This window comes from Mesorhizobium sp. J8, from assembly GCF_016591715.1.
Taxonomy (GTDB): domain Bacteria; phylum Pseudomonadota; class Alphaproteobacteria; order Rhizobiales; family Rhizobiaceae; genus Mesorhizobium.
On sequence record NZ_AP024109.1, the window covers coordinates 1,527,897 to 1,554,642 of the forward strand.

Sequence of the window (26,746 nt, forward strand, 5' to 3'; positions counted from 1 at the left end):
AAAGCCTTGAACGGCGTTGGGGACGTCGAGCAGGTCGTCCGCCGGGACCGGCAAAGGATATACGCTCGGCGTCAAAGCCGATCATTGGATTGGATCGTAGGGCAAGCCCCGGCGGGTTGGCGGTACCGCTGAGGATCTTGCCAAGGAAATTACCTCCAGTCTGGCTGGAAGCGCGCGCCGGTTGGCGCGGAAGGACCGACGGCTGCATACTGATGCTACCTCTATCACCTTCCCCTGGGCCAAGGCACGGCGGCGGATCTTTGCAATCGTCTCCAACGACACATCCGAGGTACTTTGCTTGCTCCTCATCAAGGGTTGCGTTGCAAAAAAGACGGGGCTCCCGCTGCAGTGATCACTTAGTGGCGGGGAGGACCAGGTCGGGCGATATCAACTGCGGTAGCTAGCAACGCAATCCGACGCGCCCTGTCGCCTTTGTCGGGTCCTCTACACAGAAGCTTTTTGGTCATCTGCTGTTTTGCCTTACGTTAAACCGCTGAAAAGAAAATACGAAATTTTTTATTCGACCCCATCAGCCAAGTTGGCACGAGTCTTGAGACCCTTCGGTGCGAGGCGGCGAGAGCTGCCGATCGGCATTCATGTCGCGGGCAGCCGCGATGAATGGAACGAAGGAAGGAAAGCTACATGTCAGGTCTGCGTCAGATCGCCTTTTACGGCAAGGGCGGCATCGGCAAGTCCACCACCTCCCAAAATACACTCGCCGCCCTTGTCGACCTAGGGCAGAGAATCCTCATCGTGGGCTGCGACCCCAAAGCCGACTCCACCCGCTTGATCCTGAACTCCAAGGCGCAAGATACCGTGCTGCACCTTGCGGCAAAGGAAGGTTCGGTGGAAGACCTCGAACTCGAGGACGTGCTCAAGATCGGCTACAAAGGCATCAAGTGCGTGGAGTCGGGCGGCCCCGAGCCGGGTGTCGGCTGTGCCGGCCGCGGCGTCATCACCTCGATCAACTTCCTCGAGGAGAACGGCGCCTATGACGATGTCGACTACGTCTCCTACGACGTGCTCGGGGACGTGGTGTGCGGCGGTTTTGCGATGCCGATCCGCGAGAACAAGGCGCAGGAAATCTACATCGTCATGTCAGGCGAGATGATGGCGCTCTATGCCGCCAACAACATCGCCAAGGGCATCCTGAAATACGCCCATTCGGGCGGCGTGCGACTCGGCGGCCTGATCTGCAACGAGCGCCAAACCGACCGCGAGCTCGACCTCGCCGAAGCCCTGGCCTCCAAGCTCAATTCCAAGCTCGTCCATTTCGTGCCGCGCGACAATATCGTCCAGCATGCCGAACTCAGGAAGATGTCGGTAATCCAGTATGCGCCGGACTCAAAGCAGGCCGGGGAATACCGCGCGTTGGCCGAGAAGATCCATGCCAATTCGGGCCAGGGCACCATCCCGACCCCGATCACCATGGAGGAGCTCGAAGACATGCTGCTCGACTTCGGCATCATGAAGACCGACGAGCAGATGCTTGCCGAGCTTCAGGCCAAGGAAACGGCAAAGGCGGCCGCATTGTAACGAGCGTTGTCGATATGAGGCGCTGCCTTGACTGGCGCGTCTTTGGAACAACCGCGCCTCACCGGCGAGGCGTCACGCGAACTTGAAAGGGGTCCCATGAGCCTGGAATACGAAAATGACGGTGCTCTTCATGCGAAGCTTATCGAGGAGGTGCTGTCGCAATATCCCGACAAGACGGCGAAGCGCCGCAAAAGGCACCTCAGCGTCGCAAAGAGCGGCGAAGAGGTCGGCGAGGAAAGGGACGTCCTTTCCGAATGCGACGTCAAATCGAACATCAAGTCCATTCCTGGGGTGATGACCATTCGCGGCTGCGCCTATGCCGGCTCAAAAGGCGTGGTGTGGGGTCCAGTCAAGGACATGGTCCATATCTCTCATGGCCCGGTCGGCTGCGGGCAATATTCCTGGTCGCAACGTCGGAACTACTACGTTGGTACGACGGGAATCGACACCTTCGGGACAATGCAGTTCACCTCCGACTTCCAGGAGAAGGACATTGTTTTCGGCGGCGATAAGAAGCTGGAACAGATCATAGACGAGATTGAAGAACTGTTTCCGCTGAACAACGGCATCACCGTGCAGTCCGAGTGCCCGATCGGGCTGATCGGCGACGACACCGAAGCGGTTTCACGCAAGAAGGCCAAGGAGCTCGAAAAGACGATCGTGCCGGTGCGCTGCGAGGGCTTCCGCGGCGTCTCCCAATCGCTCGGTCACCACATCGCCAACGACGCGATCCGCGACTGGGTCTTCGAGAAGAAGGACGTCGAGTTTGAGGGCGGCCCGTACGACATCAACGTGATCGGCGACTACAATATCGGCGGCGACGCCTGGGCTTCGCGCATCCTACTCGAGGAGATCGGCCTGCGCGTGGTCGGCAACTGGTCGGGCGACGCAACGCTTGCCGAGATAGAGCGTGCGCCGAAGGCCAAGCTCAATCTCATCCATTGCTACAGGTCAATGAACTATATCTGCCGGCATATGGAGGAAAAGTACGGCATTGCCTGGATGGAGTACAATTTCTTCGGCCCCTCCCAGATCGAAGCCTCGCTGCGCAAGATCGCTAAGCATTTTGGGCCGGAAATCGAGGAGAAGACCGAGAACGTCATCGCCAAGTACCGGCCCTTGGTCGACGAGGTCATTGCCAAATACCGGCCGCGGCTGGAAGGCAATACGGTGATGCTCTATGTCGGCGGCCTGCGCCCCCGTCACGTCATCACAGCCTACGAGGACCTAGGAATGGTGATCGTCGGTACTGGCTATGAGTTCGGCCACAACGACGATTATCAGCGCACCGCCCATTACGTGAAGAACGGCACGCTCATCTATGACGACGTGACCGGTTACGAGTTGGAGAAGTTCATCGAGGGGGTTCGCCCCAACCTCGTTGGCTCCGGCATCAAGGAAAAATACCCGGTGCAGAAGATGGGCATTCCGTTTCGTCAGATGCACTCCTGGGATTATTCGGGACCCTATCACGGCTATGACGGCTTTGCCATTTTCGCCCGTGACGTGGATCTTGCCATCAACAACCCGGTCTGGGGCCTCTACGAGGCGCCTTGGAAAAGACGTCCGAGCCGAGGGCGGGCAATGGCTGCCGAATAGAGACCTGCCCCTAGCCTTGTCTTCCCAACGAGACGTGAAACCGGCGGCCCCCGTAGTCCGCGACCCGAAACGTTTTTGATGTCCCTGTCCCGCTCGTATGGCGCGGTCAGATGCAAAAAGAGGTCACCACCATGCCGCAGTCGGCCGAAAAAGTTCTCGACCACGCGCCCCTCTTCCGCGAGCCGGAATACAGACAGATGCTCGCCGAGAAGAAGCTGAATTTCGAATGTCCGCACCCAGATCAAGTCGTTACCGATCAAGGTGAATTCACCAAGACGTGGGAATACCGCGACAAGAACCTCGCCCGCGAAGCGCTTGTCATCAACCCCGCCAAGGCCTGCCAGCCGCTCGGCGCGGTGTTCGCGGCCGCAGGCTTCGAGCGAACCATGCCCTTCGTCCATGGCAGCCAAGGCTGCGTAGCTTATTACCGCTCGCACCTGTCGCGCCACTTCAAAGAGCCCGCTTCGGCCGTTTCCTCCTCGATGACTGAGGACGCGGCGGTGTTTGGCGGCCTGAAGAATATGATCGACGGGCTCGCCAACACCTACAAACTCTACGACCCGAAGATGATAGCCGTATCGACCACTTGTATGGCCGAGGTCATTGGTGACGACCTGCACAGCTTCATCGAGAACGCCAAGGAAGAAGGCTCGGTCCCGCGCGACTTCGACGTGCCCTTCGCCCACACGCCGGCCTTCGTCGGCAGCCATGTCGACGGCTATGACGCTACGGTCAAGGGCATTTTGGAACACTTCTGGAAAGGCGAGGAGCGGACGGAATCTGTAGGAACCATCAACCTCATTCCGGGCTTCGACGGCTTTTGCGTTGGCAACAACCGGGAACTAAAACGCCTGCTCGATCTGATGGGGGTGTCCTATACCTTCATCCAGGACGCCTCTGACCAGTTCGACACGCCGTCAGACGGCGAATACCGCATGTATGACGGCGGCACCAAGATCCAGGACGTAAGGAATGCGCTCAACGCCGAAGCGACGCTTTCGCTACAGCATCACAACACCCGAAAAACGCTGGAATATTGCGAGGAGGTCGGCCAGGCCACAGCCTCGTTCCATTACCCGCTAGGTGTCCAGGCCACCGACGAATTCCTGCTGGAGATCTCCGCGATTTCCGGCAAGGAAATCCCCGAGGCAATTCGCCTGGAGCGTGGCCGACTTGTTGACGCCATGGCGGATAGCCAATCCTGGCTGCACGGCAAGAAATACGCGATCTACGGCGATCCAGACTTTGTATACGCCATGGCTCGCTTCGTCATGGAAACAGGCGGCGAGCCGACGCATTGCCTCGCCACTAACGGCACTTCGGCGTGGGAAGCCGAGATGAAGGAGCTGCTTCAATCCTCGCCCTTCGGCAAGGGCGCTCAGGTCTGGGCGGGCAAGGACCTGTGGGCGATGCGATCGCTGCTCTTCACCGAGCCCGTGGACCTTTTGATCGGCAATTCCTATGGCAAGTATCTGGAACGCGACACCGGCACGCCGCTGATTCGGCTGATGTTTCCGATTTTCGACCGGCACCATCACCATCGCTTTGCGCTCATGGGCTACCAAGGCGGGTTGCGCGTCCTGACGACGATCCTCGACAAGATCTTCGACAAGCTCGATCGCGAGACAAGCGAGACGGGGGTGACGGACTTTTCTTATGACCTCACCCGCTAAGGCACGTCTGCTGAAATTGGAACCGGTTTCGGGGCTAAGACGTGCGTGAAACCAAAAACCTAAAGCGCGCGGAGCGAATCTGAAAGATCGCCACGCGCTTTAGGACCGGCGGCCGGCTTTTCGGTGAGGCCGGTCGCAACCTGAGGGGCTTTGGAGGCCGGCGCAATGTCTTCGCTCAACGCCAAAATCCAGGATGTCTTCAACGAACCTGCCTGCGAGCAGAACCGCGCCAAGGATGCCAAGGCGCGCCAGAAAGGCTGTTCCAAGCCGCTGACCCCCGGAGCGGCAGCCGGCGGCTGTGCCTTCGACGGGGCAAAAATCGTGCTGCAGCCGATCACCGACGTCGCGCATCTCATCCATGCTCCGCTCGCCTGCGAGGGCAATTCCTGGGACAACCGTGGCGCGGCTTCCTCCGGGCCGACGCTATGGCGCACAAGCTTCACGACCGATCTTAGCGAACTCGACGTGGTGATGGGGCAGGGCGAGCGGAAGCTTTTCAAAGCGATCCGCGAGATCAGCCAAATTTACGCGCCGCCCGCGATCTTCGTCTATTCGACCTGTGTGACGGCACTGATCGGCGACGACATCGAGGCCGTGTGCAAACGCGCGGCGGAAAAGTTCGGACTGCCGGTGGTGCCGATCAATGCGCCGGGCTTCGTCGGCTCCAAGAATCTTGGCAACAAGCTTGCCGGCGAAGCGTTGCTCGACCATGTCATCGGCACGGTAGAGCCGGACGATGCCAGCCCTTACGACATCAATATCCTGGGGGAATTCAACCTCTCCGGCGAATTTTGGCTGGTGAAGCCGCTCCTTGATCGGCTGGGCATCCGGGTGCGCGCCTCAATTCCGGGCGACGCGCGCTATCTCGATATTGCCTCAGCGCACCGCGCGCGCGCGGCCGTGATGGTTTGCTCGACGGCGCTCATCAATCTCGCCCGCAAGATGGAGCAGCGCTGGGACATCCCGTTTTTCGAGGGCTCCTTCTACGGCATCACCGACACTTCCGAAGCGCTCCGGCAGATCTCTCGACTGCTCGTCAAGAAGGGTGCCGATCCGGAGCTCCTCGGCCGCACCGAGGCATTGATCGCTGAAGAGGAAGCGATTGCCTGGAAGAAGCTCGCGACCTACCGCCCAAGGCTCGAAGGCAAGCGCGTGCTTCTCAACACTGGCGGTGTGAAGTCCTGGTCGGTCGTCCATGCGCTGATGGAGATCGGGATCGAGATCGTCGGCACCTCGGTGAAGAAATCGACGCTCGAAGACAAGGAACGCATCAAGCAGATACTCAAGGACGAGAACCACATGTTCGAGACCATGGCAGCGCGCGAGCTCTACGCCATGCTCTCAAAACATGAGGCCGACATCATGCTGTCGGGCGGGCGCACGCAATTTATTGCCCTGAAGGCCAAGACGCCTTGGCTCGATATCAACCAGGAGCGTCACCAGCCCTATGCCGGCTATGACGGCATGGTGGAACTAGTGCGCCAAATCGATCTGGCCATCCATAACCCGATCTGGCGCCAGGTGCGGGAGCCGCCACCGTGGGACTGCCAGGCCGCCGTAGAGGACGAACCGCTGAGCACGAAGAGTGAGGCAGCGACCGTCCAGACTTTCAAGAAATTCGCCGGCGCGACGGCCGACGATTTCGGCGAGTGTTGAGGAAGCCGATGGTCCGCATCCTTCCCCAAACCAAAGCCGCGGCGGTCAATCCGCTGAAGTCATCGCAGCCGCTCGGTGCCGCCCTGGCCTTTCTTGGGGTCGATGGTGCGATGCCGCTGTTCCACGGCAGCCAGGGATGCACCAGCTTCGCATTGGTGCTGTTCGTGCGGCATTTCAAGGAAGCCATCCCTCTGCAGACCACCGCGATGGACGAAGTGGCGACCATCCTTGGCGGGGCAGACCATCTGGAAGAAGCCATCCTCAATCTCAAGACCCGCACAAAGCCAAAGCTGATCGGGGTCTGCACAACGGCGCTAACGGAAACCCGAGGCGAGGATTTCGCCGGTGATATCTCCACTATCAGGCTAAAGCGCGCTGAAGAACTCGCCGGTACGGAGGTCGTGCTGGCCAACACGCCGGATTTCGACGGCGCGATCGAAGAGGGCTGGGCCAAGGCTGTCACGGCGATGATCGAAAGGATCACGAGGCCAGGCGAGCAGGCGCGGCAATCGAAGAAGATCGCGATCCTGCCTGGCTGGAACCTTACTGTGGCGGATATCGAGCATTTGCGTGAGGTGGTTGAAAGCTTCGGCCTCGAGCCGGTGATTGTGCCTGACATCTCCGGCTCGCTCGACGGTACGGTGCCCGACCGTTGGGTCACGACCACCTATGGCGGTGCCAGCGTCGAGGATATCCGCGAGCTTGGCACAGCAGTGCAATGCATCGTCATTGGTGAGCATATGCGCCGTCCGGTCGAGACGCTCTACCGGCTGACCGGCGTGCCTTACGTGCTGTTCCAGTCGTTGACCGGATTAAAGAGCACTGACCGGTTCGTCTCGCTGCTGTCTGCAATTTCGGGCGCGGCTGTGCCGGCCGGGATACGCCGTCGCCGGGCGCAGCTGCAGGACGCGTTGCTCGACGGACATTTCCATTTCGGAGGCAAGAAAATTGCGATCGCTGCCGAACCAGACCAGCTCTATCAACTCGCCACGTTCTTCGTCGGCATGGGCTCCGAAATCGCGGCGGCGGTCACCACGACCCATATGTCGAAAGTTCTGGCGAAAGTACCGGCGCAGTCGGTTCAAATTGGCGATCTCGGCGATTTGGAAACTCTTGGCGCCGGCGCCGATCTTCTCGTTACCCACTCCCACGGCCGCCAGGCGTCGCAGCGCCTTGGCATCCCGCTCATGCGCGTTGGCTTCCCGATTTTCGACCGGCTCGGCAGCCAGCACAAGCTCACAATCCTCTATCAGGGGACCCGCGACCTGATCTTCGAGGTTGCCAACCTTTTCCAGGCGGACCGGCATGCGCCGACGCCTGAGGCGCTTGATCCATTCCGCCACCGAGAAATGCCAGATGAGCTCCGTTCGTCGCCTTACGCTCGTCACTGACGAGGTTCACGCATCAACGCCGCTCAGGCAGGCCGGCGCTTTGCGCGTCGCGATCGCCACGCAAGACATGAAGAACCTCAATGCCCATTTCGGGTCGGCCAAGCGCTTTGCTGTCTACGACATCACACGTGAGGAGTGGCAGCTTGCCGAAGCCGTGGCCTTCGACGACGTTTCCGACGAGAGCGGGAAGCATCGCAGCGAGGGCGATGATCGCATCACTCCGAAGGTGGAAGCGCTGAAGGGCTGTCATCTCCTGTTTTGCCTGGCTATCGGCGGACCGTCGGCAGCCAAAGTTATTTCGGCAAAAATCCATCCGATCAAAGTGCCGCAGCCCCAAACCATCCAAGAGGTGCTCTTGCGCACGCAGACGATGCTGAGGACGTGTCCTCCCCCCTGGCTGCGAAAGGTGCTGGTCCAGGCAGGGGTTGCTGAAAAGAAACCGTCCTTCGATGACGAGGACTGAAAATGAGGAGTAGGCGAAATGTTTGACGCCGCGCTTAGCCCTGTTGCCAACGAGGACGAAGCGGCCCTTGCCACTCCGTTCGTCAGATGCCTCGTGCGACTGATCCGTGCCCAGGATTCCTATGGGTCATGGGAAGGCAAATCGGACGTCGAGCTCTTGGGCGACTTCATCATCACAAAGGAAAAGCGCCGTGCGATCCCGATCATCGGCGATCCCGATCCTGACGTGCTGTGGAGGCTCGACATGTTTTACACTGCCGTCGGGCTCGCGATAGAGGAGCGCTCCGGCCTGATGGCGTCGCCCATGATGGAGCTGAGCCACGAGGGCTTCGGGCGCGTCCTATTCACGGCCGGGCGGTTGGTCGTTCTGTCGAAGACGCTGCGCGACGTCCACCGGTTCGGCTTCGAGACGTTATGGAAACTCGCCGCGGCCGGTACGAAACTCGCCGGCGATGCGACCGCAGCGATTGAAGCCTATCCCGAGGTGGCACGGGCCTGATGGAGCCTCTGTCGGAGCATGGGGATCATGCCAGTCCTTGAGGACATATCAGGGCCGGCCCACCCAACCGAGGCGGTCGAGGCCGATTTGGTTCTTGGGATGGCGCCGATGAAGCCACTGGTCCTGATCTGTTCGCAAGACACGGAGTTGTATCTGTTCCTCAATCACATTCTGGGGGTGGACGGCTTCACGACCGAGCCGGCTGGGGGCGTCAAGCAAGCACTTGCAGCGGCCGATGAGCGAGCACTTCAGGCAGTCGTGCTGGACTGCAGACCAGAAACCGCAACGGGCTCCACACTCTGCGCCAGGCTCAAGAGGGAGCCGCGGACCGGCGGCCTTCCCGTTATTGCGCTGATAGCGCCCGGCGCCGAGAACCAGCACCTCGATCTCTTGGAGGCAGGCATTGACGAGAGCTTTGTGCGGCCGATCAAGCCGGCCACGCTGCTTGACTGTCTGCGGACGAAACTGGCGCTGCCGAGGCCTGGTTCAAACGGGGTCGAAAACGGCAGCTGGCTCTGCTGCGGCGGCCTTGAGATGAAGCTCGATGCCTACCGAGTTCGCGGTAATGGTCACGACATCCATCTCGGACCGCTCGAGTTCAACCTGCTGCGGCATTTGCTTGAGGCTCCTGGCAAGGTCTTCAGCCGAGACGAGCTGATCGAGGCGGCCTGGCCGGACAATATCCACATCGGTGCACGCACCGTCGACGTCCATATCAGCCGGATCAGAAAGGCACTGAAGGCGGCCTCGCCCGGAAGCGTCATTCGTACCGTCAGATCGGCCGGCTACTCGCTGGAGAAGTCGGATGGCTGAATGGCGTGCCGGTTTGGTGCCAGTTCCCATCCGCGCAAGCCAAGTCCTTACGGCCCCGAAACACGGCCTGCAGGTACGATGACATACCCGGAAGCGGTCACATGGCCTTCAAAAGCGTACTTTGTGTGACGGGGTCTGACCACTCCGATGAAGACGTCAGGATAGCTGCCGGCTTGTGCGCCGAGGTCGGTGCGTATCTTTCGGTACTGATCATGGCGCCTCCACCGCTAGGCGATTGCGTCGCCGAGTGGCCAAGGCAATCCGCAGCGGCCATTGCGAGACTGGAAAGACAATATCGGCAAATCGAGAGATTTTCACACGACATGGCCATTCTGGAAAAAACATCCAGGGACATTCAAAAACTGCTGAGAGCCATGTGGATTTGCTATGACGTCGATACCGACTACTGCGATCACGCCAGCGTCGGTGACGCGGTGCGACGGCGGGCGCTCTGCAGCGACCTCACTGTCGTTGGCCCAGCAGTTCTAAACGACATCAATCTCGGGTCTCTTGTTATCAACGGCAGTCTGTTCGATACCGGAAAGCCGGTGCTCGTGGTGCCGAAGGATGCTGAGGCGACTCTGTCGCCGCGGCGTGTGCTGGTCGGCTGGGATTCGCGCGTCGAGGCGTCCCGTGCGGTTGGCGAAGCGCTGGATTTGCTAGCCGCTGCCGAGGAAGTTCGCGTCACGTTAGTCGATCCGGAGGTGACCTCGACCGCAAACGGCGTGGAGCCGGGAGCCGATATAGCTGCCTATCTTGCGCGGCATGGTGTTCGGGTGTCAGTCGACCGGCTGGCGAGCGCCGGCAAACCGCCGGCAACGGTGCTGGCGCAGCACGCAATCGACACGTCCGCCAACATGATTGTCATGGGCGCTTATGGCAGCCGGCGGCTGCGCGAGCGGCTCTTCGGTGGCGTGAGGAGATGGATAGAAGAAAAGCCGTCATTGCCGCTGTTTTTGGCGCGCTGACGCTTCCGAGGGTGCACCGATGCCGTTCGAAGCTATGCTTCCCCGCGTCACCTGCCTTGGTGCCAAGTCGGCGAAGGTTAGGCGAGGGGTTATGGGCGGCACGCACACGGAGCGGCCTTTGCAATCGCAAATGCCGGGATCTGCCACCGGCTGAGAGACCGTAACGGCACACGCTCAAGCCGACAAGAAGCGGACGACCATGACGATCTTGGTCATAGCCGGTGCGATCATCATGTCCCTCCCTTCCTCGGGCCGGCATACACATTGAGTGGTCCGTGGCCTGGCTTTTTCCCGGCGGCGCGGAGCGCGTGATCCATGTCCGAAACCTGACAAGGGCGGCGAACATGTCGGGTTCAATACAACAGGCCACCTTGGGCACATGGGCGGTTTTCGAAGCGATACCATACGCCTGCTGCGCGTAAGCGCACTGGCACGGCCTTTGCTGGTTGAGATGCGGCAACACTGGATACGGCAAGAGTGAGTAATGGCTAGGTGCACGTCAGATGCCCGAGACGAGCGATGCTTCCCTTTCCTGAACCCGTGTGCCCCCTCGCCACGAGGGAAATAAGCGTGCGGGTAAAGTCGCAACCTTTGGCAATAGCCTTGGAGAGCAACGTGGCATTGCAGATGGAGTCACTGGCTCCCTCGATCAAAGTCGAGACCTGGTTGCGTGGCGAGCCGCTTTCGAGTTTCCAGCCCGGCAAAGTGTACGTTGTCTCCTTTTGGGCTACTTGGTGCGGACCGAGTGTGGCGCTGCTGCTCGATCTGGTGGAGCTACAAGAGAAATACAAAAACGGCGGACTTGAAGTCATCGCAATAGCGGCTGACGAAGACGCTTCCTCGGCCGATGAGGCCCGAACCAAGCTGGACGCGTGGTTGACCGACAAGTGCTCGGATCTCAACTATCGGATCGCGTTCGACCCCACAGGCAAAATGAACAAGTTTTGGATGGAGCCCAGCTTTTCTGTCGGGCTTCCGACCTCGTTCGTGGTCGACCGGGACGGCCGCATCGCCTTTGTCGGTCCTCCCAGGCAGCTCGATGAGGTTTTGCCGAAGGTGCTTTACGGCAGCTGGCGCGCCAGCGATGAAGCGAAAGCCGCCGATATCGAGCGGATCGCCAGAAACGGCGCAATAGCGCGCGAACAGGCGTTGAGAAAGCCGATCAATGACAGATTTTGGGCGGCAGTGAAGCTAGAAGATTGGAAGACGGCGCTCTCGGCGATTGAAGAGGGCATCGCCTTGGTGCCGGACGACATCAATTTCCGCCTGGCCCATGTGCATTTGGTGCTTCACAAAATGCACGACATGTGGACCGGCGTCCCCCTCATGCGCGAATTGGTTCGCGACGCGATCGAAAGAAACTCCGAAGATTGGATGCTTGCAGCGCTAGGGCAACTCTTCGGTCCGACGCAAGACCATTCGCGCTTTCCGTCTGCCGAGCGCTTCGCGATGGGCAAAGAGCTGTCCGAACACATCCTGGCACTCAATCCGCCGCAAGGCGACCGCCCCAAGTTCCGGTCCTATTCGGCGGTGGCCAGATATTATTACGACAGCGGCAAGAAGGATCGCGCGATCGAGTTGCTCAGGCTGGCACTGAAGTCGCTTGGCGGTCCAGACTCTGCCTCCGACGATCTAAGACAACATCTCCTACCTGATTTGCTGCAGGCCTTGGCTAACTACAAGGCCGGGAGGACTGTTACAGCGCTCTTTGCGCAGCTCAGCAAAGTAATTTCCCGGGGAAGCCATCGCGCGACCGGCCGGGGAAAATTCATAAAAAGGGGCGTCAACCTGAATGTTTACTGGCCAGTTCGTCCATTTCCCTGGCGTGACCGCAGCAAGTAGGCCCCATGCAGCGTCGGTTGGATCCTTTGCAACACTTTCAAGGCGCGGATTTTGCGATGATCGTCGGCCCCATCGCGGCGAAAGCGATGTTGGACCCGAAGCCGCCCAGAAGCTCTCGCGCTCGAAAATGCGTCCAAGGTCGGTCAGCGGGACATCGATTGTGTGGACATGCCTGCCCCGAGCCGCGCGTCGGCCGCGCACGTGCGCCCGAAGCAGGCGCTGCCGAGAAAGCAAATCGTGTTTTGAGGAAGAGGACTAGAAGAATGTCTGACGCCGCGGTCTGCGCTGCTGTTAGCGAGGACGAGGCGGCCCTTGCCACCCCGTTTGTCAAATGCCTCGTGCGGCTGATCCGTGCTCAGGAGCCCAGGCATGGGCTATCCCAATCCCCACGCGCTGTGGAGGCTCGACATGTTTTACAGCGCCGTCGGGCTTGCGATTGCGGAGCGTTTCCGCCCGGTGATGTCGCCAATTGTGGAGGCCAAACACTTGAGGCTTTGGGTGCGGGCTTTTCGGCGCCAGGCGTTGGGTCGTTCTGTCCGGAGATCCACCGGTTCGGCTTCGAGACGTTCCGGCAACTCGCGGAGGCCGGTACCAGACTGGTCGACGATGCGACCGCAGCCACCGAAGCCAGTCCCGAGGTCGCGCTGGCGTGAAGGAAGCCGTTTTCGAGGAAGTGATCATGTCTGACCTTGAGGAGTTGCAGAAGAAGGTCCGCAAGCTGCAGTCGCGTGCGGGAACCGCGAAGATGGAATTGCACGACCTTGCCGAGGACCTCCCGGTCAACTGGACTGAGATCAAGGCGGTTGCAGAAAAAACGTTCGCCGTTTTTGCCGAGTGGGACGCTGCCAAGAAAGATCTCGCTTCGTTGGAGAATTCGCGATGACGAGCACGTTCGTCACCCGCGATGGCTCCAGATGGATGCCGCAATATCTCACCGCTATCGATGGCACCACCTGCATTGGCTGCGGACGCTGCTTCAAGGTTTGCTCGCGCGAGGTCATGCACCTTTACGGCGTCGATGACGCGGGCGAAATCCTCGGCCCCTGCGACGGTGAAGACGACGATTTCGATGGCGAGCTCAATCGCATGATCATGGTCGTCGACCATGCCGGCCGTTGCGTCGGCTGCGGAGCCTGCGCCCGCGTCTGCCCGAAGAACTGCCAGACCCACGTTGCGGCCGACAAGGTCGCTGCGTGATGTGGCGGACAAACCAGGAGAACGGCGTTGCCCTTTAGATTCTTTTGTCGCGCCCTATGGCTGATCCTGTGCAGCAACGCTGTGATTGTCTACTTTGCCTCTCATTCCATCCGCACGGTAGTAGTCACAACGCTGGCTTGTTCGCTGCTCCTCCAGGTAGGCTATTTCGCAACCGTGCTCTTTCTGATCTGGCGGTATCGCTGTGCTGACAGAGCTTGCCAGAGAGCCGAGCATTTCGCCGGTAGCAAGGAAGTTGGACACAAGTTGCCCGACTATGATGAGGTCGGGAATGAGTCTTCAGATGAGCCTCCGCTCTTTCCGATGGGCGGCATGTGGCTGCTGCACTGAGACGCGATGACGTGATCAAAGTCTGATTCACGCCACTTCGGATCAATCATGAACAATGGGTGGATCCTTCAAGGAACACTATGCTTGGTGGGGTCGACGGCGACCCGATTTGGTCGTGTTATTCCCGGGAGCAGGTCACTCGGTCCGATAGGTATTGGTAGCCTATCGGCACGTCGGCATGCCCGGTGCTGGTCCCAATGACGAATGCGGCGCTGGAGCCAGCCTAGTGATGAAGCCCTTCTGAAACGGCGGACAGCGCAGCTGACCTCAGACCAAAACACGCGCCCTCAAAACGATGTGAACAGCCAGTTTCGGCTCGTTCACGGATACCCGGAGAGAACATGCTGGAAAAGTTCGAGCGTTATCCGCTCACCTTTGGACCGACGCCCATCGAAAAGCTGGACCGGCTCAGCAAGCATTTAGGGGGAAAGGTAGAAATCTACGCCAAACGCGAGGACTGCAACTCCGGTCTCGCGTTCGGTGGAAACAAGCTGCGCAAGCTCGAATACATCATTCCCGATGCCATCGCGTCAGATGCCGATACGCTTGTCTCGATCGGTGGCGTGCAGTCAAACCACACGCGAATGGTGGCCGCGGTCGCCGCCAAGATCGGCATGAAATGCCTCCTGGTTCAGGAGAGCTGGGTTCCCCATGAGGACGCCGTCTATGATCGGGTCGGCAATATTTTATTGAGCCGCATCATGGGAGCAGAGGTGCGCCTGGTCGAGGAAGGCTTTGACATCGGCATACGCCACAGTTGGGAAAAAGCGCTCTACGAGGTCAAGGCGAGTGGCGGGATACCCTATGCGATCCCAGCCGGGGCTTCTGTTCACCCGTACGGTGGCCTCGGCTATGTGGGGTTCGCGGAGGAGGTGCGCGCTCAGGAGAAAGAGCTGGGGTTTGCGTTTGACTTCATCGTCGTTTGCACGGTCACGGGCTCGACGCATGCCGGCATGCTCGTCGGCTTTGCTCAGCACGGTCGACAACGCAATGTCATCGGCATCGACGCCTCTGCCACTCCCTCGCGAACCAAGGCGCAGGTGCTTAGCATTGCCCAACATACTGCAGAGCTAGTCGATCTCGAAATAGAACCGGTCGAGGATGATGTGGTGTTGCTCGAAGGGTACGCCGGCCCGTGTTACGGCATTCCCTCCGACGGAACGAAGGAGGCGATCCGCCTATGTGCGCGACTCGAGGGTATGATTACCGATCCCGTTTACGAAGGCAAATCGATGCAAGGGTTGATCGACCTCGTTCAGAAAGGTTTTTTCGCCGAGGGATCGAGGGTTCTTTTCGCGCATCTCGGCGGTGCGCCGGCGATCAACGGCTATGGTTATACGTTTCGCAACGGCTGACCCGGGCGCGACGCTTCAGCAGCGACCCGGTTGGGAGCCGCCGCGCCGGCTGCCGGCTGGGGAGCCGATGCTTCTGGAGCGGCCGGCGCAGTCGCCCGTGGATATTGCCATGGATTTATACAGCTGACGACGTCGGTGGGGCGCCGCCCAAATTCCGGGATCGCGTTGGCCTGCATCACGTGCGGTTCCCAGATGCATCACTCGGCCTGGCGGGCCGGGTTGCCAGCGCATTCCGCCCGGGTCGGCCGGGGCGGGTTTGATGATGAGATCATGAAGACAATCACGAGCGCATTTAGGGTGTCCTTGACAGGACGTCCGTGATCTCTTCTCCGGGTTTCACCGCCCGGGTGCGGGGCTGAGGATCGAGCGACTGCAAACCCACGGTGAGCGCGTCCGACTATGGGACCTCGTCCGCGATAGCTTTATCGACACTTGGTGCGGAGAACGTCTCAACTCGATATCGCGCCCCTCATCTGAAAATGGGATTTTTCCATGAACGGATTCGTCCTCGGCCGGCTCCCCTACGTCAAATCGCGTCGATCGCCCCGTCAGCGCCTGTCTATAGAGGAGCTGGTTGCAGCGCACAGGAACAAAGGCCTGACCCGGCGAAGTCCCGGACATCCTCGGGCGCAAAATCATCGCAGCTAAGTGTGAGGGCTGTAAACGCCGGCTGACATTATTGAGTTTCAGGACCTGACTGAGGTACTTGAGGTCGACGTCTGCCAACTGCTGGCGCAAGTACGTCGCCACCGCGATCGCTATTGGGCACCCATATTGGTTGAGGTCGCGTCCTGTCGCCTCAATCGGCCGAGGCTGGGAGCCGTGGACTTTGGCTTTGTTCACTCTGCTCAAGCCACGATATGCGAAACGATCCGCTCGGGACGGTTCTACGGTCGCGTAGGAAACGGACATCCAGGTCGCGGTAATGAGCTCACGAATCAAGCGGCGTGCTGGGTTACAGCAGGGGCTTGTACTTCGAGCGCGAGAGTTCGCAGCCTCTTTCGTTCTTCATCATGCCTGTTGCCAATGCCGCTTCCACACCGGCGCCAGCAACGTAGGTGTCTGATGTCCTGAGGCTGACCCGCGGCGAATTCACCATGACCGGGCGTTCGCCTCAGTCTAAATGCCTGCCTGGGCAGGGCATGCATGGATGCGCAACCCGGGCTCTAGCTCAGATCGAGGGGGATGCGGCAGACATCATGATCGAATGTGAGTCTTCTGGTTCGACAGCGGCGACAGTGTTGTCATGCGCAAGCTCGGCGCAAGGGCTTGGCTCGCCTTCATATTGGCCGTCGGCGCGAAGCTCAGCGCAGGCACGACCGACACGCCGATCTAGGCTTGTGTCCAGCTGTCGCAAAAGCGTGTTTGGATTTTGTGCGCCCAGCGCCCCGAGGCCCTGTTTCCAAACGAGATAAACCACTGCCAGCGAGTATGCGACCTGCATGAGCAAAACACACAGGCCAGCTTGCACAAACACGGCGGTGAACGACCCGGTCAGGCAATAGGTGGCGATCGCGAAAACAGCCAAAGTGCCGATTATGCCGCTGACGAATCGGGCTGCGGCCATTTGCTCAATCCCGTCTTTCGCTTGCCGAACCCTCGGCTGGTTGAGCGGTGTTTTTGAAGAGTAGGACCAAATAGTCTTCGCATGAGCCATTCCCCTGGCATCGCACGCGCGGCAGCTGAGACCGCTTCGGGTGCAATGAGGCTATCGAGGGCCCGGCACTCGCGAAATGACCCCAACGCCGGTGAATTGAACCGCGCCGCGATCCGAAAACAAGGTGACCGTCCGGAGCAAGCACGCGAACCACATTTTCGAGCGGCGCTCGCAGTTCCGCTATGCCCGGGGGATGGCAAAGCACGTCGGTCCCAACAATAAGGTCGAACAACTCCCTGACTGCGCTGGGTTCGTCCTCGCAGACCACCCAATCGATGTGCGAGAAATTCTGCATGCGCAGGCGCGTCAGACAAGGCGCTTTCGGCTCGACATTCATGGCAGTGAGCCGTTCGCAATGCGGCGCTAGCTGTTCCGTGAAAGCCCTGGTCCCGCACCCGACCTGAAGCCCGTGCGTTACGGGGCCCTCGCAAAGTGCGAGCCGCAATAACTGCCTGTTCCAGTGGCGCTCAAAGGTGCTCGCGTCGATTGGCCCAGGATTGCTCTCGGCCAATTCCAAACATAAGGCTTGATGATCGTCATGCGCCAATGATGTGCCCTCCATCATCTTTGCGCGCATTAGGCCAAGGCTGCATCAGCGGGATCTGTCCCCAGCGGGCAACCTGGGGCAGCATGCGGCATGCGAAGTGGCTTTATATTCCCGGTAAACGCCGAACCTAACGGCTTCGGAGTCAGAGATTTGTTCTCCACATTGTCTTTTGCAGCGAAGAAGAGGCAGGATGGCCAATAGATGGTCTGCGGGCCATGGGTCTTGTCGGGCAGTGCGACCCGGAAGCGGAGTGCGTATTGTCCAATGGCGACAGGGGGAGGGGCGAGATCTTGCCCCGCCACAAAGAGCGTCCTAATCCACCGTACCTCAGAGCGCACCAACGGACCTCCTACGGCCACTTCCTGAAGCACGGGACAGGCTCTTTCGCTTGCCATCGACTTATCGGCAGATATCGGAGCCTTTTATAGTTTATACCTGTCGATCGGAACAATGGATTGTTTGGATATAAAACATCGACGCAGTGGATGTCTGAGCGAGCACTTCGGGAGTTCACGCAGGGCCACGTAGCATCGCAATTCGGAGCCCTCCGGTCTCCGCTCCCACGGCCCAACGTTCGGTTCCGCCGAGCTATGCCATAAGCCCGCGTCGCTGCGGCCAAGCCCGACGGTTGCTGGCATCGTGGAGGCTTGACCCGCAAAATCTTGCGGATCCCGCTGATGGGCAGCTCCGGGACCGCCATCGACAACGCTGCATACCCTGGATGAGGAATCGATAGCACGATGCCGCCATGGCCCTCACGTGCCCCGGGTTGAACCTTCTGGGCAATCTTCAGGGTTAAACCTGTCGAGTCCATGCGCGCCTTGAGTATGTTCATAGCGGGGCCGCGTCTATTTACCTAAGTACGGCTCGGTTCCTCACCACAATATCCCGAGCGAAGTTTTGTACGGCTTCTTGCCCGCGGCCTTATCGGGCTCCAGTTCCGCGGCCATTGATTTGCCTGGTGGTCAAATCGCACGCTCTCTTTCGCCGGTTCGGCAAGTCGGCGCTTTGTCAACGCCATCTCCGCACCTGCCGCACGCGATCACACACGCCTGCCCCAGCAGATGCGGGCGATGACGAGAAGGCCGTTGGAGCGCCGCCAAGCCATCTCCAGGAGGACCTCGACGATGGCGCCACCAATCGGCACCACGCTTTGCAGATGACCAGTTTGATACCGCGCAAGCCTCCGCCCTTTAGCAGTGACCAAGCATCTTCCAAGCTCTGCGGTGCGGCGGCCGACCTGTCGACGGCGAGAACTTCGCCGCCGCACAACCCGGCGATGCGGATCGCACCCATCTACTGAAATAGGGCAGGGCTCGCTCGCGTGCATGCAGTCGTCAGGCCCTTTGTGAGAAACACGACAGGATCAGCTCGAAACAAACAGTTTAGCTCCGAGACAAGAGTGCCTCGGAAGCGAAGGATGCCGTTTCCCAATGCTCTTCTCGTTGGCACGACAAATGCAATGCTGTTGGCAGAGCGTTCCGGAGAGCCAGTGATGAGCAGTCATCTCAGGCACAAACGACGGAGCCCACGGTATGTTAGACACTAGGAGAAAACATGATGACAAACGTGCGGTTGGTTGCGGCACAGGGCGCCACAGCGCTTATGGTCCTTATGGGAGTGAGCCCAGAGGCCTTGGCGGCAGACCCTGTGCAACCCTACATCGCACAGGACCAAGAGACGCTGGAGGCGCCGTCCCCATGGCAGATCCGCATGCGCGCGTTAGGAGTGAAAACCAACGATTCAGGTTACGTCGGCGGGATCGCCGGTTCCAATCTCTCCTATTCAGACACAATAACCCCGGAATTCGACATCTCCTATTTCTTCACGGAAAACATCGCTGCCGAACTCATACTTGCCACCACCTCCGCCAAGGTCGACGGCACCGGAGCGATTGGACCATTGGGCAACGTCGGAAAGGTATGGGTGCTGCCACCCACTCTCACGCTGCAATATCATATTACCCGGTTCGGGGCCTTCCGACCCTATGTCGGAGCAGGCCTGAACTACACCGTCTTCTATAATCAGAGTGTCGGAAGTGCCGATGCTCTCCATGTGAAGAACACCTTTGGGGCCGCGCTGCAGGTCGGCTTCGATTACATGCTGGACCGGCACTGGGGCGTCAACTTCGATGTCAAGAAGCTTTTCCTTCAACCAGATTTTGCCGTCAAAGTGGCTGGCACCGATCTAAGGGGCAAGGCCAAGCTTGACCCTTGGCTAATTGGTGCGGGCCTGACATACCGCTTCTAGTGGGTGGCCATGTGAAACCTTCGCACCGACTGGCGAAACGCCCCGATGTAGCTGCGACGCCGACATTCTGACTTGGGTGATATGTCGCCAGCAACCGAGCCTATGTGCAACTTTGTTCAATGAGGCACCACGTGCAGAGCCCTACGATGAACACCGACGTTTTCGCGGCTTACGAATCTAACGTTCGTCGCTACGGCCGGTCCTTTCCCACGGTCTTCAAGAGGGCCCTTGGAGCGACAATCTGGGACGAGGCCGGTAATCCATATATCGATTTCCTCGTAGGGTCGGGCGCCCTCAATTACGGTCACAACAACCCAAAAATTATGGCGCCGGCGATTGAGTATCTCGTCGGCGAGAACATTCTTCTATCGCTCGATATGTATACCTCGGCAAAGCGTGAATTCATCGAAGCGTTTGTGGATTCGATCCTGAAGCCCAGAGGTCTTTCCTACAAGATACAGTTTCCTGGGCCGACCGGCACAAACGCCAACGAAGCAGCGCTGGCGCTAGCACGAAAATATACCGGCCGCTCCAGTGTCATGGCATTCACGAATGCGTTCCATGGCATGTCGCTTGGGTCTCTGGCGGTTTCGGGTTCGGCATCGACCAGGGAATTGGGGGGTGTGGCTCGCCACGATGTGATCCGCGTCCCATACGACGGATATCCGGACCAAAAGTTCGACTCCGCCAGCTACATAGACTTCGTATTGGGCGATCCAGGGAGCGGCATTGAAAAGCCAGCAGCTATCATTCTGGAGACCATTCAGGCGGAAGGCGGAATGAACACGGCGTCAGCTGCTTGGCTTTCAGAAATCCAGCGCATTTGCCGCAGGCACGGTGTTGTCTTGATCGTCGACGACATCCAGGCGGGTGCGGGACGAACTGGCGAGTTCTTCTCATTCGAGTTCGCGGGTATTGATCCCGACATCGTATGCCTCTCAAAGTCCCTAAGCGCATCAGGTAGCCCGTTCTCCATCGTTCTGATCCGCCCCGACCTGGACATTTGGAATCCGGGAGAACACAGCGGGACCTTCAGAGGCAACAATCTCGCCTTCGTGACTGCAGGGGCTATGTGCAAATTGTGGTCCGACACGCAGTTTATTGCAGGCGTTGAGCGAACAGCCGCCAGACTGCAAGAACACCTGGATAGCCTCGTTGCCAAATATCCCGGGTGCATCGAGCAAAAGCGCGGCCGCGGTCTGATGGCCGGCCTCAAATGCCGTTCACAGGCCGCTGTCGGCCGGGTGCACGATGTCGCATTCGAAAATGGCCTGCTAGTCGAATCGTCAGGACCAAATCGCGACGTGATCAAAGTCCTACCTCCGATCACCATCACCGACGACGAACTCGATCATGGCATCGCCATCCTGGATCACGCATTAAAGGAGCAAGCCGATGGGCACTAACCAAGCATCTCGGGCGCCGGCGATCTCGCCTCCTACAATTATGGAACGAACCGGCTCAATCAGCACGGCGGAAATCATCTCAGTCCTGAAAGGTGAGATCACCGCTCTGCACGTCAAACAAGCTTTCAGTACGGAAATAGCCGAAGAAATCACCGCGAACTTTGTTGACAGCCCCGGTCTCGGGGAGCGTAATGACGGCGTCCCCGGACAATATGTCGGCGCATCCCACTACAGGAAGGATGCAGCTGCGTATTTCGCAGAGTCAGAAACGGCGCGCACGTACGTCGATGCCCTTTTCGGCAGTTTGGTTGATCCGGTCCGAGCACTATTCGACGCGTTGAAACGCGAGCTTCAAAAACAGGGCGTTGAATTGCGGCTGGCCCGTTCGGAGCACGGTCAGGCTAATGTTTGTCGCGCTCTCAGTTGGTCTGGCAGCGGCACATTTTCCTTGGACCCACATGATGACGTCGCTCAAGTGTTATGTGCTGGGAACGATTACGACCTTTCTGCGGTGGCGCACAACACCGTCGCAGCGCTCAACTTCTATCCTAGCATGGCCGAGCAGGGTGGCAATCTGCGGCTCTGGTATCACAAGCCGACAGTCACTGACCGAAAGTCGCAAGGTGTAGAGACCACGGGATATCCCTATTCGGCTGCCTATCTTCAAGACATTCCTTCTCGGGAATTCCAGCTCAAGGCCGGGGACATCGCTCTGATCGACGGCGGTTTCGTCCACGGGGTCACCGGTCAATCAGGTAACGGAAAGCGGCGGTTGGTACTCAATAGCTTTTTCGGATTCGCGCGGCCGGATCTCGTTCTGTGGTGGACCTGAGGGTTCGTCGACAAGGACGCACTGATTTGCACAATAGTGAACGTATCACATCCGTCATAGGGGTTAGGTGGTTTCAGACAGACCTCGGGCTTCGAAAGGCCGACACTATCCTGATCCCCCGTTTTGATGCTTCCGACCTGCGACGCGTTGTACACCTCGCTCCATCGAAAGGAGTCTGGTCGGCGGTTCTGTGCGTCGTTTCGCGGGGGGCGGGTCTTTCAATGTCAGCGCCACCACGCGCTCGGCTACTTGCGGTCGGCGGCGGAATTGAGTGAGGGTCGCGTCTTGCCGCGCAACAGCTTCGAAGCCCTCAGCCGCGAAGCGATCTTGCCAGCGTCACATGCGGGTCTTGGGCTTGCCGGTTTGCCGCATGATTTCGACAGTGTCGATGCGATCGGTGCGCTCATCAGGATGATTTCGGCCCAGAAGTCGTCGCCCAGCCGCAAGTTTTGCCGGTCGAGCGTCGTCGATGAGGAACACAGCGCGCTGGTCGGTGGCTTGCTCTGCGACGCATTGCGATCGTGCATCAGAGCAGCAGGCGCTGGCGATCAATCGAAGAGACGGTGAGCGAGATTCCTGTGCCCGCATCGGGCAGACTCGCGTACACGCCGCCAAAGGAGAATTCCAAACAGGACCCGTCTGTTGAGTGAAATCACTAGCAGGTGAGTTGCGAGAAAATACCAAGATTATGTTGGCTTCGATCGCAGTGTAAAATCGGTCGATACATGATGTCGAATTGGCCTATGCGCGCGCCATTATCATGCTGGTTAGCTGTGCGCCGCGCGGCTCTACTTCAGAAATACAAGATCGGACGGTGCTCACATCGGGTTGGTGGCTGCGCCACCGGCCGCCATCAGCACTCAATGGCGGTTCACGAAGGCGGCAATCGCAAGCGGGAATATGGTGTAGATGAAAAATGCAGCGAGTGAAATGGAACAGGAAAAGGAGGTGCAGCGTCTGATCAGCAAAAGGACGCAAATCTTCAAATGATCTGTGAGGCTGTTGAAACACCAGATTCGTTGCTAGTCTCGATCATCGAGCAGCGATCAGTCAGGCCGGTCGAGCAGCGGGTTATCATCTTGACGCCGGCCGGCGAAGACATTTGGTAATTGGTCAAAGGCGATATTGGTGGTGACGGTGATAGAGCTGCGCTCGCAGTCGACTGATCAGCTGGAACAGTCGGCGCCCAAAGACCATACGAATCGCAAATAGCTGCGTTCGGCGAGAATGAGGAGTCGATTTGGCCAAAATGCGCTGGAATTTAATCGAGCGCGGTTGGTTCATAGTACTTCGGCCGTCACAGTTCGCCGACCGCCCCCGCTCAAGGCTCCGATCTATGGGCCCCGCGCAAGCGGCATCACATAGTGATTGCTCCCTTTAGGGCCTATCTTCGTGAGCGTGTCACGCGTATCCCGGTATCACCGGCAGCTGTCCTTTCCTGGAACTACAGGAAATCGGCTACGACAGCGGCTACACGGACTTCCTGCGCGACATCCGTCCGACGGCGTTGGGCCCAAGCTCGACCAGACCGGTTCAGGCCGCCTAAAGCCGATCGCCGGGCATCAAGGCGCTAACTGACTTTTCAATCGGGATGCGCCTAGTAATTAACATGTGACGCTAGAACATTGCGAACAATTTTACAATTGCGAACAGTGAACGTAACGTACAGTTAACTTAATATAACGTTAAGCACCGCGTCGATGTGATAGAGCTTTGGCGGTGCTGGCAGCAGATGACTATGCGAACAGCCGCAGCCAAAGCAGCGGGCAGATGCAAGTGACTACGTCGAGCGCAAATGGTTGCGGAGCAGAAGCTACGCAATGCCCACCGATCACTCGGTCTCTCAACTTCGAGGGTTAACACGCCGGGTGTCCGACTGGTTTTCTTTCATGGCAACGATGCAGTTCCAGAAGGCAGCCAGAGAGGCGTTTGCGGTCGAATTTGGCCAATTTCTCGACCGAATTGATGGGACTACTGAACCCAAACAGTTGTTCGATCTGTTATGTGCTTTTGCCTTGAATCTTGATTGCCCGTGGACCGCCTATGGCCCCCTTGCACCCGACCCAAACTTTCTAAAGCCATTCCAACGCGATCTGGCAGTCATGCTGAATTATCCTAATGGATGGCAGAAACGCTGTTTCGAAATGGGTTATGACCGGATAGATCCAATAATCAAAGCGCTTCGAAGGCAGGCAGGCGCCTTTCAATGGAGTGACATGTACTGCGACGCAAGCACAACCGAACACGAACGGCGCGTTCTCGATGAGGCTGCAGCGTTCGGCTTAAGGTCAGGCATAAGTGTTCCACTGCACGGCCCCGATGGCAGCGCTTGGGTCGTCAGCTTTGCTCAATCCGAGGGGCTGAAGTTCCAAAATAAAATGATAACTTACTTGCAGGTTGCCGCGTTTCATTTCCACCTTAGGGTTTCGAAGTGTTCGAATTGGAGTGATATCCAGGAAATTCCTAACCTCACTCCAAGAGAAAAGGAATGTATTCTGTGGACGGCAAGAGGAAAATCATCGTGGGAAATAGGACAGATCTTAGAAATATCTGTAAATACGGTTAATTTTCATATTAAAAACGTAAAGGAAAAATTGAACGCTTCTAGTAGAACGGTCGCGGCTATAAGAGCCATAAACGTCGGAGTTGTCGAATTGTAAAACGAGGCATCGAACATCGTCATGCCGAAAGTCAGGAGCGGTCATCATGGTTCCCGAGCGAGAATCGGTAGCCTTTCGTTCATGCGATTGAAAAACGAGGGTCGCGCGTTGGGCCAAGTTGATCTCTTCACGCAAGCATGGCCCAGCCATGGGAGGGTATAGCGGAAGGTTGTCGAGCTTATCTTAGCTTAGACGAAGTACACGTGGCATTCGCGGAGGTGGGCGTCGTACGGGCGAGGCCAGAGTGTCTGGGGTCGAAATTAGTCCGACTTTTGGCTGTGAAGGCTGGACAATATGGCGCCCCCGCCTGATCCGGAGGCGGTCGGGCGCGCGCGTGAAAAACAGCCGACGGAACGCGGTCACGTTGGCGCAATTGCATTGGCGCGGACTGGCCGGAGGCTAGGGACATGGTCCACAAGGCTATTCCCGCGCCGAAGCCTGCGCCGATGCCTTTTTCGCCAATTTGGTTGATCCGGTCCGAGCACCATTCGACGCGTTGAGGCGCGAGCTTACCGCGCGTTGAAGCTTACCTAGCGCGTCACCGCGTCATAGTGGTGGACAAGAGCCTTCGCACTATCGATCAGGACCCTAGAGAGCTTCGCCTGATTCCCTGCCCCCGATCAGCAGCTGATGCAACTCGGCCAGCGCCGCTATGGATACGCGTGGCGCGCCGAGCGTCATTCCGGCACAGATGGCGGGATCAAGCATCCACACGGCCACGACGATGACCACGCCGGGCGCCGACGCGTATGCCTACGGCAAAGGCGAGAAGCGCACCGAGATCATCGATGGACGCGCCCGAACGAGCTACGGCTATCGCAAGCCGCTTGAGGAGTGGGAGGTTCCCCTGAAGGATCACCGCGACAGCTACATCGGCTCGGCCGAGTTCGAGCGGAACCAGAAGCAGCTTGCCTTCAACAACTATGCCAAGATCGGAGGGGCGAAGTCCGGCCGAGGCGGACGGGCGCTGCCGGCTGGGCTACTTTCCTGTGGACGTTGTGGGCGCCGTTTGATGGTAAGCTACTTGGGCGGTCCGCCGGGTCAGCCCGTCTACCGCTGTGATCGTCCTAACCTGATGCTCGGGCTGCCCCGGTGCTTCACGTTCGGCGGTCTCCGTGTCGACGCCGCAGTCGCCAAAGAGCTGCTCCGGGTGGTCGAACCAATGGCGATCGAGGCGGCAGTGGAGCCCGGACGGAGTTACGTGGAAGGTCGCAGTGAACAGCAGCGCATCGTGGAGCTCGAGCTGCAACAGGCTCGGTATGAGGCCTCGCTCGCGGAACGGCGCTACGCTGCCTGCGACCCTGATAATCGCCTCATTGCCGCGCAGCTCGAGAAGGGCTGGGAGACAGCGCTTCGTCGCGTCGAGGCGTGCGAGGCACGACTGAAGGCGGCGCGGGCGCCCGACCCGGCGGCCGCTCTGCCCGACTTCGCCAGGCTAGCTGAGGATCTCGATGCCGCGTGGAACGCACCGGGCGTGACCATGCGCGCTCGCTAACGACTCCTCGGCGCGCTCGTCACCGACATCCTTGCGGACGTCGACGAAGCGACGCGCGAGGTCGTGCTGACGATTCATTGGCGCGGCGGCCAGCACTCGCAATTGCGGGTCCGCAAGCCGAAGTCGGGCGAGCATGGGTGCACCACTTCCGAAGACGCCCTGGAGGTCATCCGCAGCATGGCGGGGCGCTGGGCCGACGACCACATTGCCGCGTCTCTCAACCGGATGGGTTTGCGCACCGGGCAAAACAAAACCTGGACAGCCAAACGGGTGAGCTCAATCCGCCGTGTCAACGGAAACGATGCGTACTTTTCGGCCGACAAGACCAGCGAATGGCGCACCATGACGGAAGCGGCCAGGGAGCTGAACGTCACGAACCACACCATCCGCCGCCTCATAAAGGAGCAAATTCTCCCCGCCCGTCAGCTTGTCCGGGGTGCGCCATACCAGAGAGGCTGTCAGACCTGCAGAGCGAGGTGGTTCAGACCGCGCTGAGGCGCAAAGAAGCTCCGTGTCCCACGGATTTCCAGAACCAACTTCCAATGTTTCAAGGCACTTGA

Annotated in this window: 22 protein-coding genes and 1 pseudogene; 21 read left to right on the forward strand and 2 right to left on the reverse strand. The window is 59.0% G+C overall.

What is annotated here, in order from left to right:
- Positions 1-642: 642 nt before the first annotated feature.
- From nifH to MJ8_RS07040, 15 genes are all read left to right on the forward strand, one after another.
- A complete protein-coding gene (nifH, locus tag MJ8_RS06970) occupies positions 643-1,536 on the forward strand; it encodes a nitrogenase iron protein (RefSeq protein WP_201413706.1) in 894 nt (297 codons plus the stop codon).
- 96 nt (positions 1,537-1,632) lie between these two features.
- Positions 1,633-3,135, forward strand: a complete 1,503-nt coding sequence (gene nifD / locus MJ8_RS06975; protein WP_201413707.1) for a nitrogenase molybdenum-iron protein alpha chain — start codon at positions 1,633-1,635, stop codon at positions 3,133-3,135.
- Between the two features lie 131 nt (positions 3,136-3,266).
- Positions 3,267-4,808 (forward strand): nitrogenase molybdenum-iron protein subunit beta, encoded by a 1,542-nt coding sequence (gene nifK / locus MJ8_RS06980; RefSeq protein WP_201415333.1) that lies wholly within the window; start codon positions 3,267-3,269, stop codon positions 4,806-4,808.
- A gap of 165 nt (positions 4,809-4,973) precedes the next feature.
- Positions 4,974-6,464: a nitrogenase iron-molybdenum cofactor biosynthesis protein NifE gene (gene nifE, locus MJ8_RS06985; RefSeq protein WP_201413708.1), complete on the forward strand. Its 1,491-nt coding sequence runs from the start codon at positions 4,974-4,976 to the stop codon at positions 6,462-6,464.
- An 8-nt stretch (positions 6,465-6,472) separates the two neighbouring features.
- The gene (nifN, locus tag MJ8_RS06990) at positions 6,473-7,855 is read left to right on the forward strand and encodes a nitrogenase iron-molybdenum cofactor biosynthesis protein NifN (RefSeq protein ID WP_201413709.1); all 1,383 of its coding nucleotides are present in this window, start codon (positions 6,473-6,475) and stop codon (positions 7,853-7,855) included.
- A complete protein-coding gene (gene nifX, locus MJ8_RS06995; RefSeq protein ID WP_201415334.1) occupies positions 7,821-8,318 on the forward strand; it encodes a nitrogen fixation protein NifX in 498 nt (165 codons plus the stop codon). Before nifN ends, nifX begins: the two co-directional genes overlap by 35 nt.
- A gap of 18 nt (positions 8,319-8,336) precedes the next feature.
- A complete protein-coding gene (locus MJ8_RS07000) occupies positions 8,337-8,816 on the forward strand; it encodes a NifX-associated nitrogen fixation protein (protein WP_201413710.1) in 480 nt (159 codons plus the stop codon).
- Between the two features lie 27 nt (positions 8,817-8,843).
- Positions 8,844-9,629, forward strand: coding sequence for a response regulator transcription factor (locus tag MJ8_RS07005; protein ID WP_201413711.1), 786 nt, complete (start codon positions 8,844-8,846; stop codon positions 9,627-9,629).
- Positions 9,630-9,730: 101 nt separating this feature from the next.
- On the forward strand, positions 9,731-10,597 hold the full coding sequence (locus MJ8_RS07010; RefSeq protein WP_201413712.1) for a universal stress protein: 867 nt from the start codon (positions 9,731-9,733) through the stop codon (positions 10,595-10,597).
- Between the two features lie 615 nt (positions 10,598-11,212).
- Entirely contained in the window at positions 11,213-12,439 is a 1,227-nt protein-coding gene (locus tag MJ8_RS07015; protein WP_225248162.1) for a TlpA disulfide reductase family protein, read from the forward strand.
- Positions 12,440-12,702: 263 nt separating this feature from the next.
- Positions 12,703-13,092 carry a DUF269 domain-containing protein gene (locus MJ8_RS32730; RefSeq protein WP_412177096.1) on the forward strand — a complete coding sequence of 130 codons (390 nt, stop codon included), beginning with the start codon at positions 12,703-12,705 and terminating at the stop codon, positions 13,090-13,092.
- A gap of 26 nt (positions 13,093-13,118) precedes the next feature.
- On the forward strand, positions 13,119-13,322 hold the full coding sequence (locus MJ8_RS07025; protein WP_201415335.1) for a CCE_0567 family metalloprotein: 204 nt from the start codon (positions 13,119-13,121) through the stop codon (positions 13,320-13,322).
- Positions 13,319-13,636, forward strand: a complete 318-nt coding sequence (gene fdxB, locus MJ8_RS07030) for a ferredoxin III, nif-specific (protein ID WP_201413713.1) — start codon at positions 13,319-13,321, stop codon at positions 13,634-13,636. Before MJ8_RS07025 ends, fdxB begins: the two co-directional genes overlap by 4 nt.
- 81 nt (positions 13,637-13,717) lie before the next feature.
- Positions 13,718-13,984, forward strand: coding sequence for an exopolysaccharide production repressor protein (locus tag MJ8_RS07035; protein WP_225248292.1), 267 nt, complete (start codon positions 13,718-13,720; stop codon positions 13,982-13,984).
- A 341-nt stretch (positions 13,985-14,325) separates the two neighbouring features.
- Positions 14,326-15,339 (forward strand): 1-aminocyclopropane-1-carboxylate deaminase, encoded by a 1,014-nt coding sequence (locus MJ8_RS07040; RefSeq protein WP_201413715.1) that lies wholly within the window; start codon positions 14,326-14,328, stop codon positions 15,337-15,339.
- 1,171 nt (positions 15,340-16,510) lie between these two features.
- On the opposite strand, the gene MJ8_RS07045 is transcribed toward MJ8_RS07040, so the two are convergent.
- Together MJ8_RS07045 and MJ8_RS32735 are read right to left on the reverse strand one after the other, a co-directional pair.
- Positions 16,511-16,996 (reverse strand): exopolysaccharide production repressor protein, encoded by a 486-nt coding sequence (locus tag MJ8_RS07045; protein ID WP_225248163.1) that lies wholly within the window; start codon positions 16,994-16,996, stop codon positions 16,511-16,513.
- Complete coding sequence (locus MJ8_RS32735) at positions 16,911-17,573, reverse strand: SAM-dependent methyltransferase (protein ID WP_412177097.1); 663 nt, start codon at positions 17,571-17,573, stop codon at positions 16,911-16,913. The genes MJ8_RS07045 and MJ8_RS32735 overlap by 86 nt, the downstream gene beginning before the upstream one ends.
- A gap of 1,530 nt (positions 17,574-19,103) precedes the next feature.
- Between MJ8_RS32735 and MJ8_RS07055 the strand changes: the two genes are divergently transcribed.
- The 6 genes and pseudogenes from MJ8_RS07055 to MJ8_RS32180 form a co-directional block, all read left to right on the forward strand.
- A complete protein-coding gene (locus MJ8_RS07055) occupies positions 19,104-19,793 on the forward strand; it encodes an OmpW/AlkL family protein (RefSeq protein WP_201415336.1) in 690 nt (229 codons plus the stop codon).
- A gap of 146 nt (positions 19,794-19,939) precedes the next feature.
- On the forward strand, positions 19,940-21,199 hold the full coding sequence (gene ectB / locus MJ8_RS07060; protein WP_201413718.1) for a diaminobutyrate--2-oxoglutarate transaminase: 1,260 nt from the start codon (positions 19,940-19,942) through the stop codon (positions 21,197-21,199).
- Positions 21,189-22,031 carry a hypothetical protein gene (locus MJ8_RS07065; protein ID WP_201413719.1) on the forward strand — a complete coding sequence of 281 codons (843 nt, stop codon included), beginning with the start codon at positions 21,189-21,191 and terminating at the stop codon, positions 22,029-22,031. Before ectB ends, MJ8_RS07065 begins: the two co-directional genes overlap by 11 nt.
- 285 nt (positions 22,032-22,316) lie before the next feature.
- Entirely contained in the window at positions 22,317-22,598 is a 282-nt protein-coding gene (locus MJ8_RS07070; RefSeq protein ID WP_201413720.1) for a hypothetical protein, read from the forward strand.
- Between the two features lie 1,253 nt (positions 22,599-23,851).
- Positions 23,852-24,691: a LuxR family transcriptional regulator gene (locus MJ8_RS07075; protein ID WP_201413721.1), complete on the forward strand. Its 840-nt coding sequence runs from the start codon at positions 23,852-23,854 to the stop codon at positions 24,689-24,691.
- A gap of 739 nt (positions 24,692-25,430) precedes the next feature.
- Positions 25,431-26,746, forward strand: a pseudogene (locus tag MJ8_RS32180) (zinc ribbon domain-containing protein); the annotation flags it as partial.

Bases quoted from the DNA above. Each gene is read 5' to 3' on its own strand.
- nifH (WP_201413706.1), top strand. From the start codon at position 643: ATGTCAGGTCTGCGTCAGATCGCCTTTTACGGCAAGGGCGGCATCGGC.
- nifD (WP_201413707.1), top strand. From the start codon at position 1,633: ATGAGCCTGGAATACGAAAATGACGGTGCTCTTCATGCGAAGCTTATC.
- nifK (WP_201415333.1), top strand. From the start codon at position 3,267: ATGCCGCAGTCGGCCGAAAAAGTTCTCGACCACGCGCCCCTCTTCCGC.
- nifE (WP_201413708.1), top strand. From the start codon at position 4,974: ATGTCTTCGCTCAACGCCAAAATCCAGGATGTCTTCAACGAACCTGCC.
- nifN (WP_201413709.1), top strand. From the start codon at position 6,473: ATGGTCCGCATCCTTCCCCAAACCAAAGCCGCGGCGGTCAATCCGCTG.
- nifX (WP_201415334.1), top strand. From the start codon at position 7,821: ATGAGCTCCGTTCGTCGCCTTACGCTCGTCACTGACGAGGTTCACGCA.
- MJ8_RS07000 (WP_201413710.1), top strand. From the start codon at position 8,337: ATGTTTGACGCCGCGCTTAGCCCTGTTGCCAACGAGGACGAAGCGGCC.
- MJ8_RS07005 (WP_201413711.1), top strand. From the start codon at position 8,844: ATGCCAGTCCTTGAGGACATATCAGGGCCGGCCCACCCAACCGAGGCG.
- MJ8_RS07010 (WP_201413712.1), top strand. From the start codon at position 9,731: ATGGCCTTCAAAAGCGTACTTTGTGTGACGGGGTCTGACCACTCCGAT.
- MJ8_RS32730 (WP_412177096.1), top strand. From the start codon at position 12,703: ATGTCTGACGCCGCGGTCTGCGCTGCTGTTAGCGAGGACGAGGCGGCC.
- MJ8_RS07025 (WP_201415335.1), top strand. From the start codon at position 13,119: ATGTCTGACCTTGAGGAGTTGCAGAAGAAGGTCCGCAAGCTGCAGTCG.
- fdxB (WP_201413713.1), top strand. From the start codon at position 13,319: ATGACGAGCACGTTCGTCACCCGCGATGGCTCCAGATGGATGCCGCAA.
- MJ8_RS07040 (WP_201413715.1), top strand. From the start codon at position 14,326: ATGCTGGAAAAGTTCGAGCGTTATCCGCTCACCTTTGGACCGACGCCC.
- MJ8_RS07045 (WP_225248163.1), bottom strand. From the start codon at position 16,996: ATGGCTCATGCGAAGACTATTTGGTCCTACTCTTCAAAAACACCGCTC.
- MJ8_RS32735 (WP_412177097.1), bottom strand. From the start codon at position 17,573: ATGCGCGCAAAGATGATGGAGGGCACATCATTGGCGCATGACGATCAT.
- MJ8_RS07055 (WP_201415336.1), top strand. From the start codon at position 19,104: ATGACAAACGTGCGGTTGGTTGCGGCACAGGGCGCCACAGCGCTTATG.
- ectB (WP_201413718.1), top strand. From the start codon at position 19,940: ATGAACACCGACGTTTTCGCGGCTTACGAATCTAACGTTCGTCGCTAC.
- MJ8_RS07065 (WP_201413719.1), top strand. From the start codon at position 21,189: ATGGGCACTAACCAAGCATCTCGGGCGCCGGCGATCTCGCCTCCTACA.
- MJ8_RS07075 (WP_201413721.1), top strand. From the start codon at position 23,852: ATGCCCACCGATCACTCGGTCTCTCAACTTCGAGGGTTAACACGCCGG.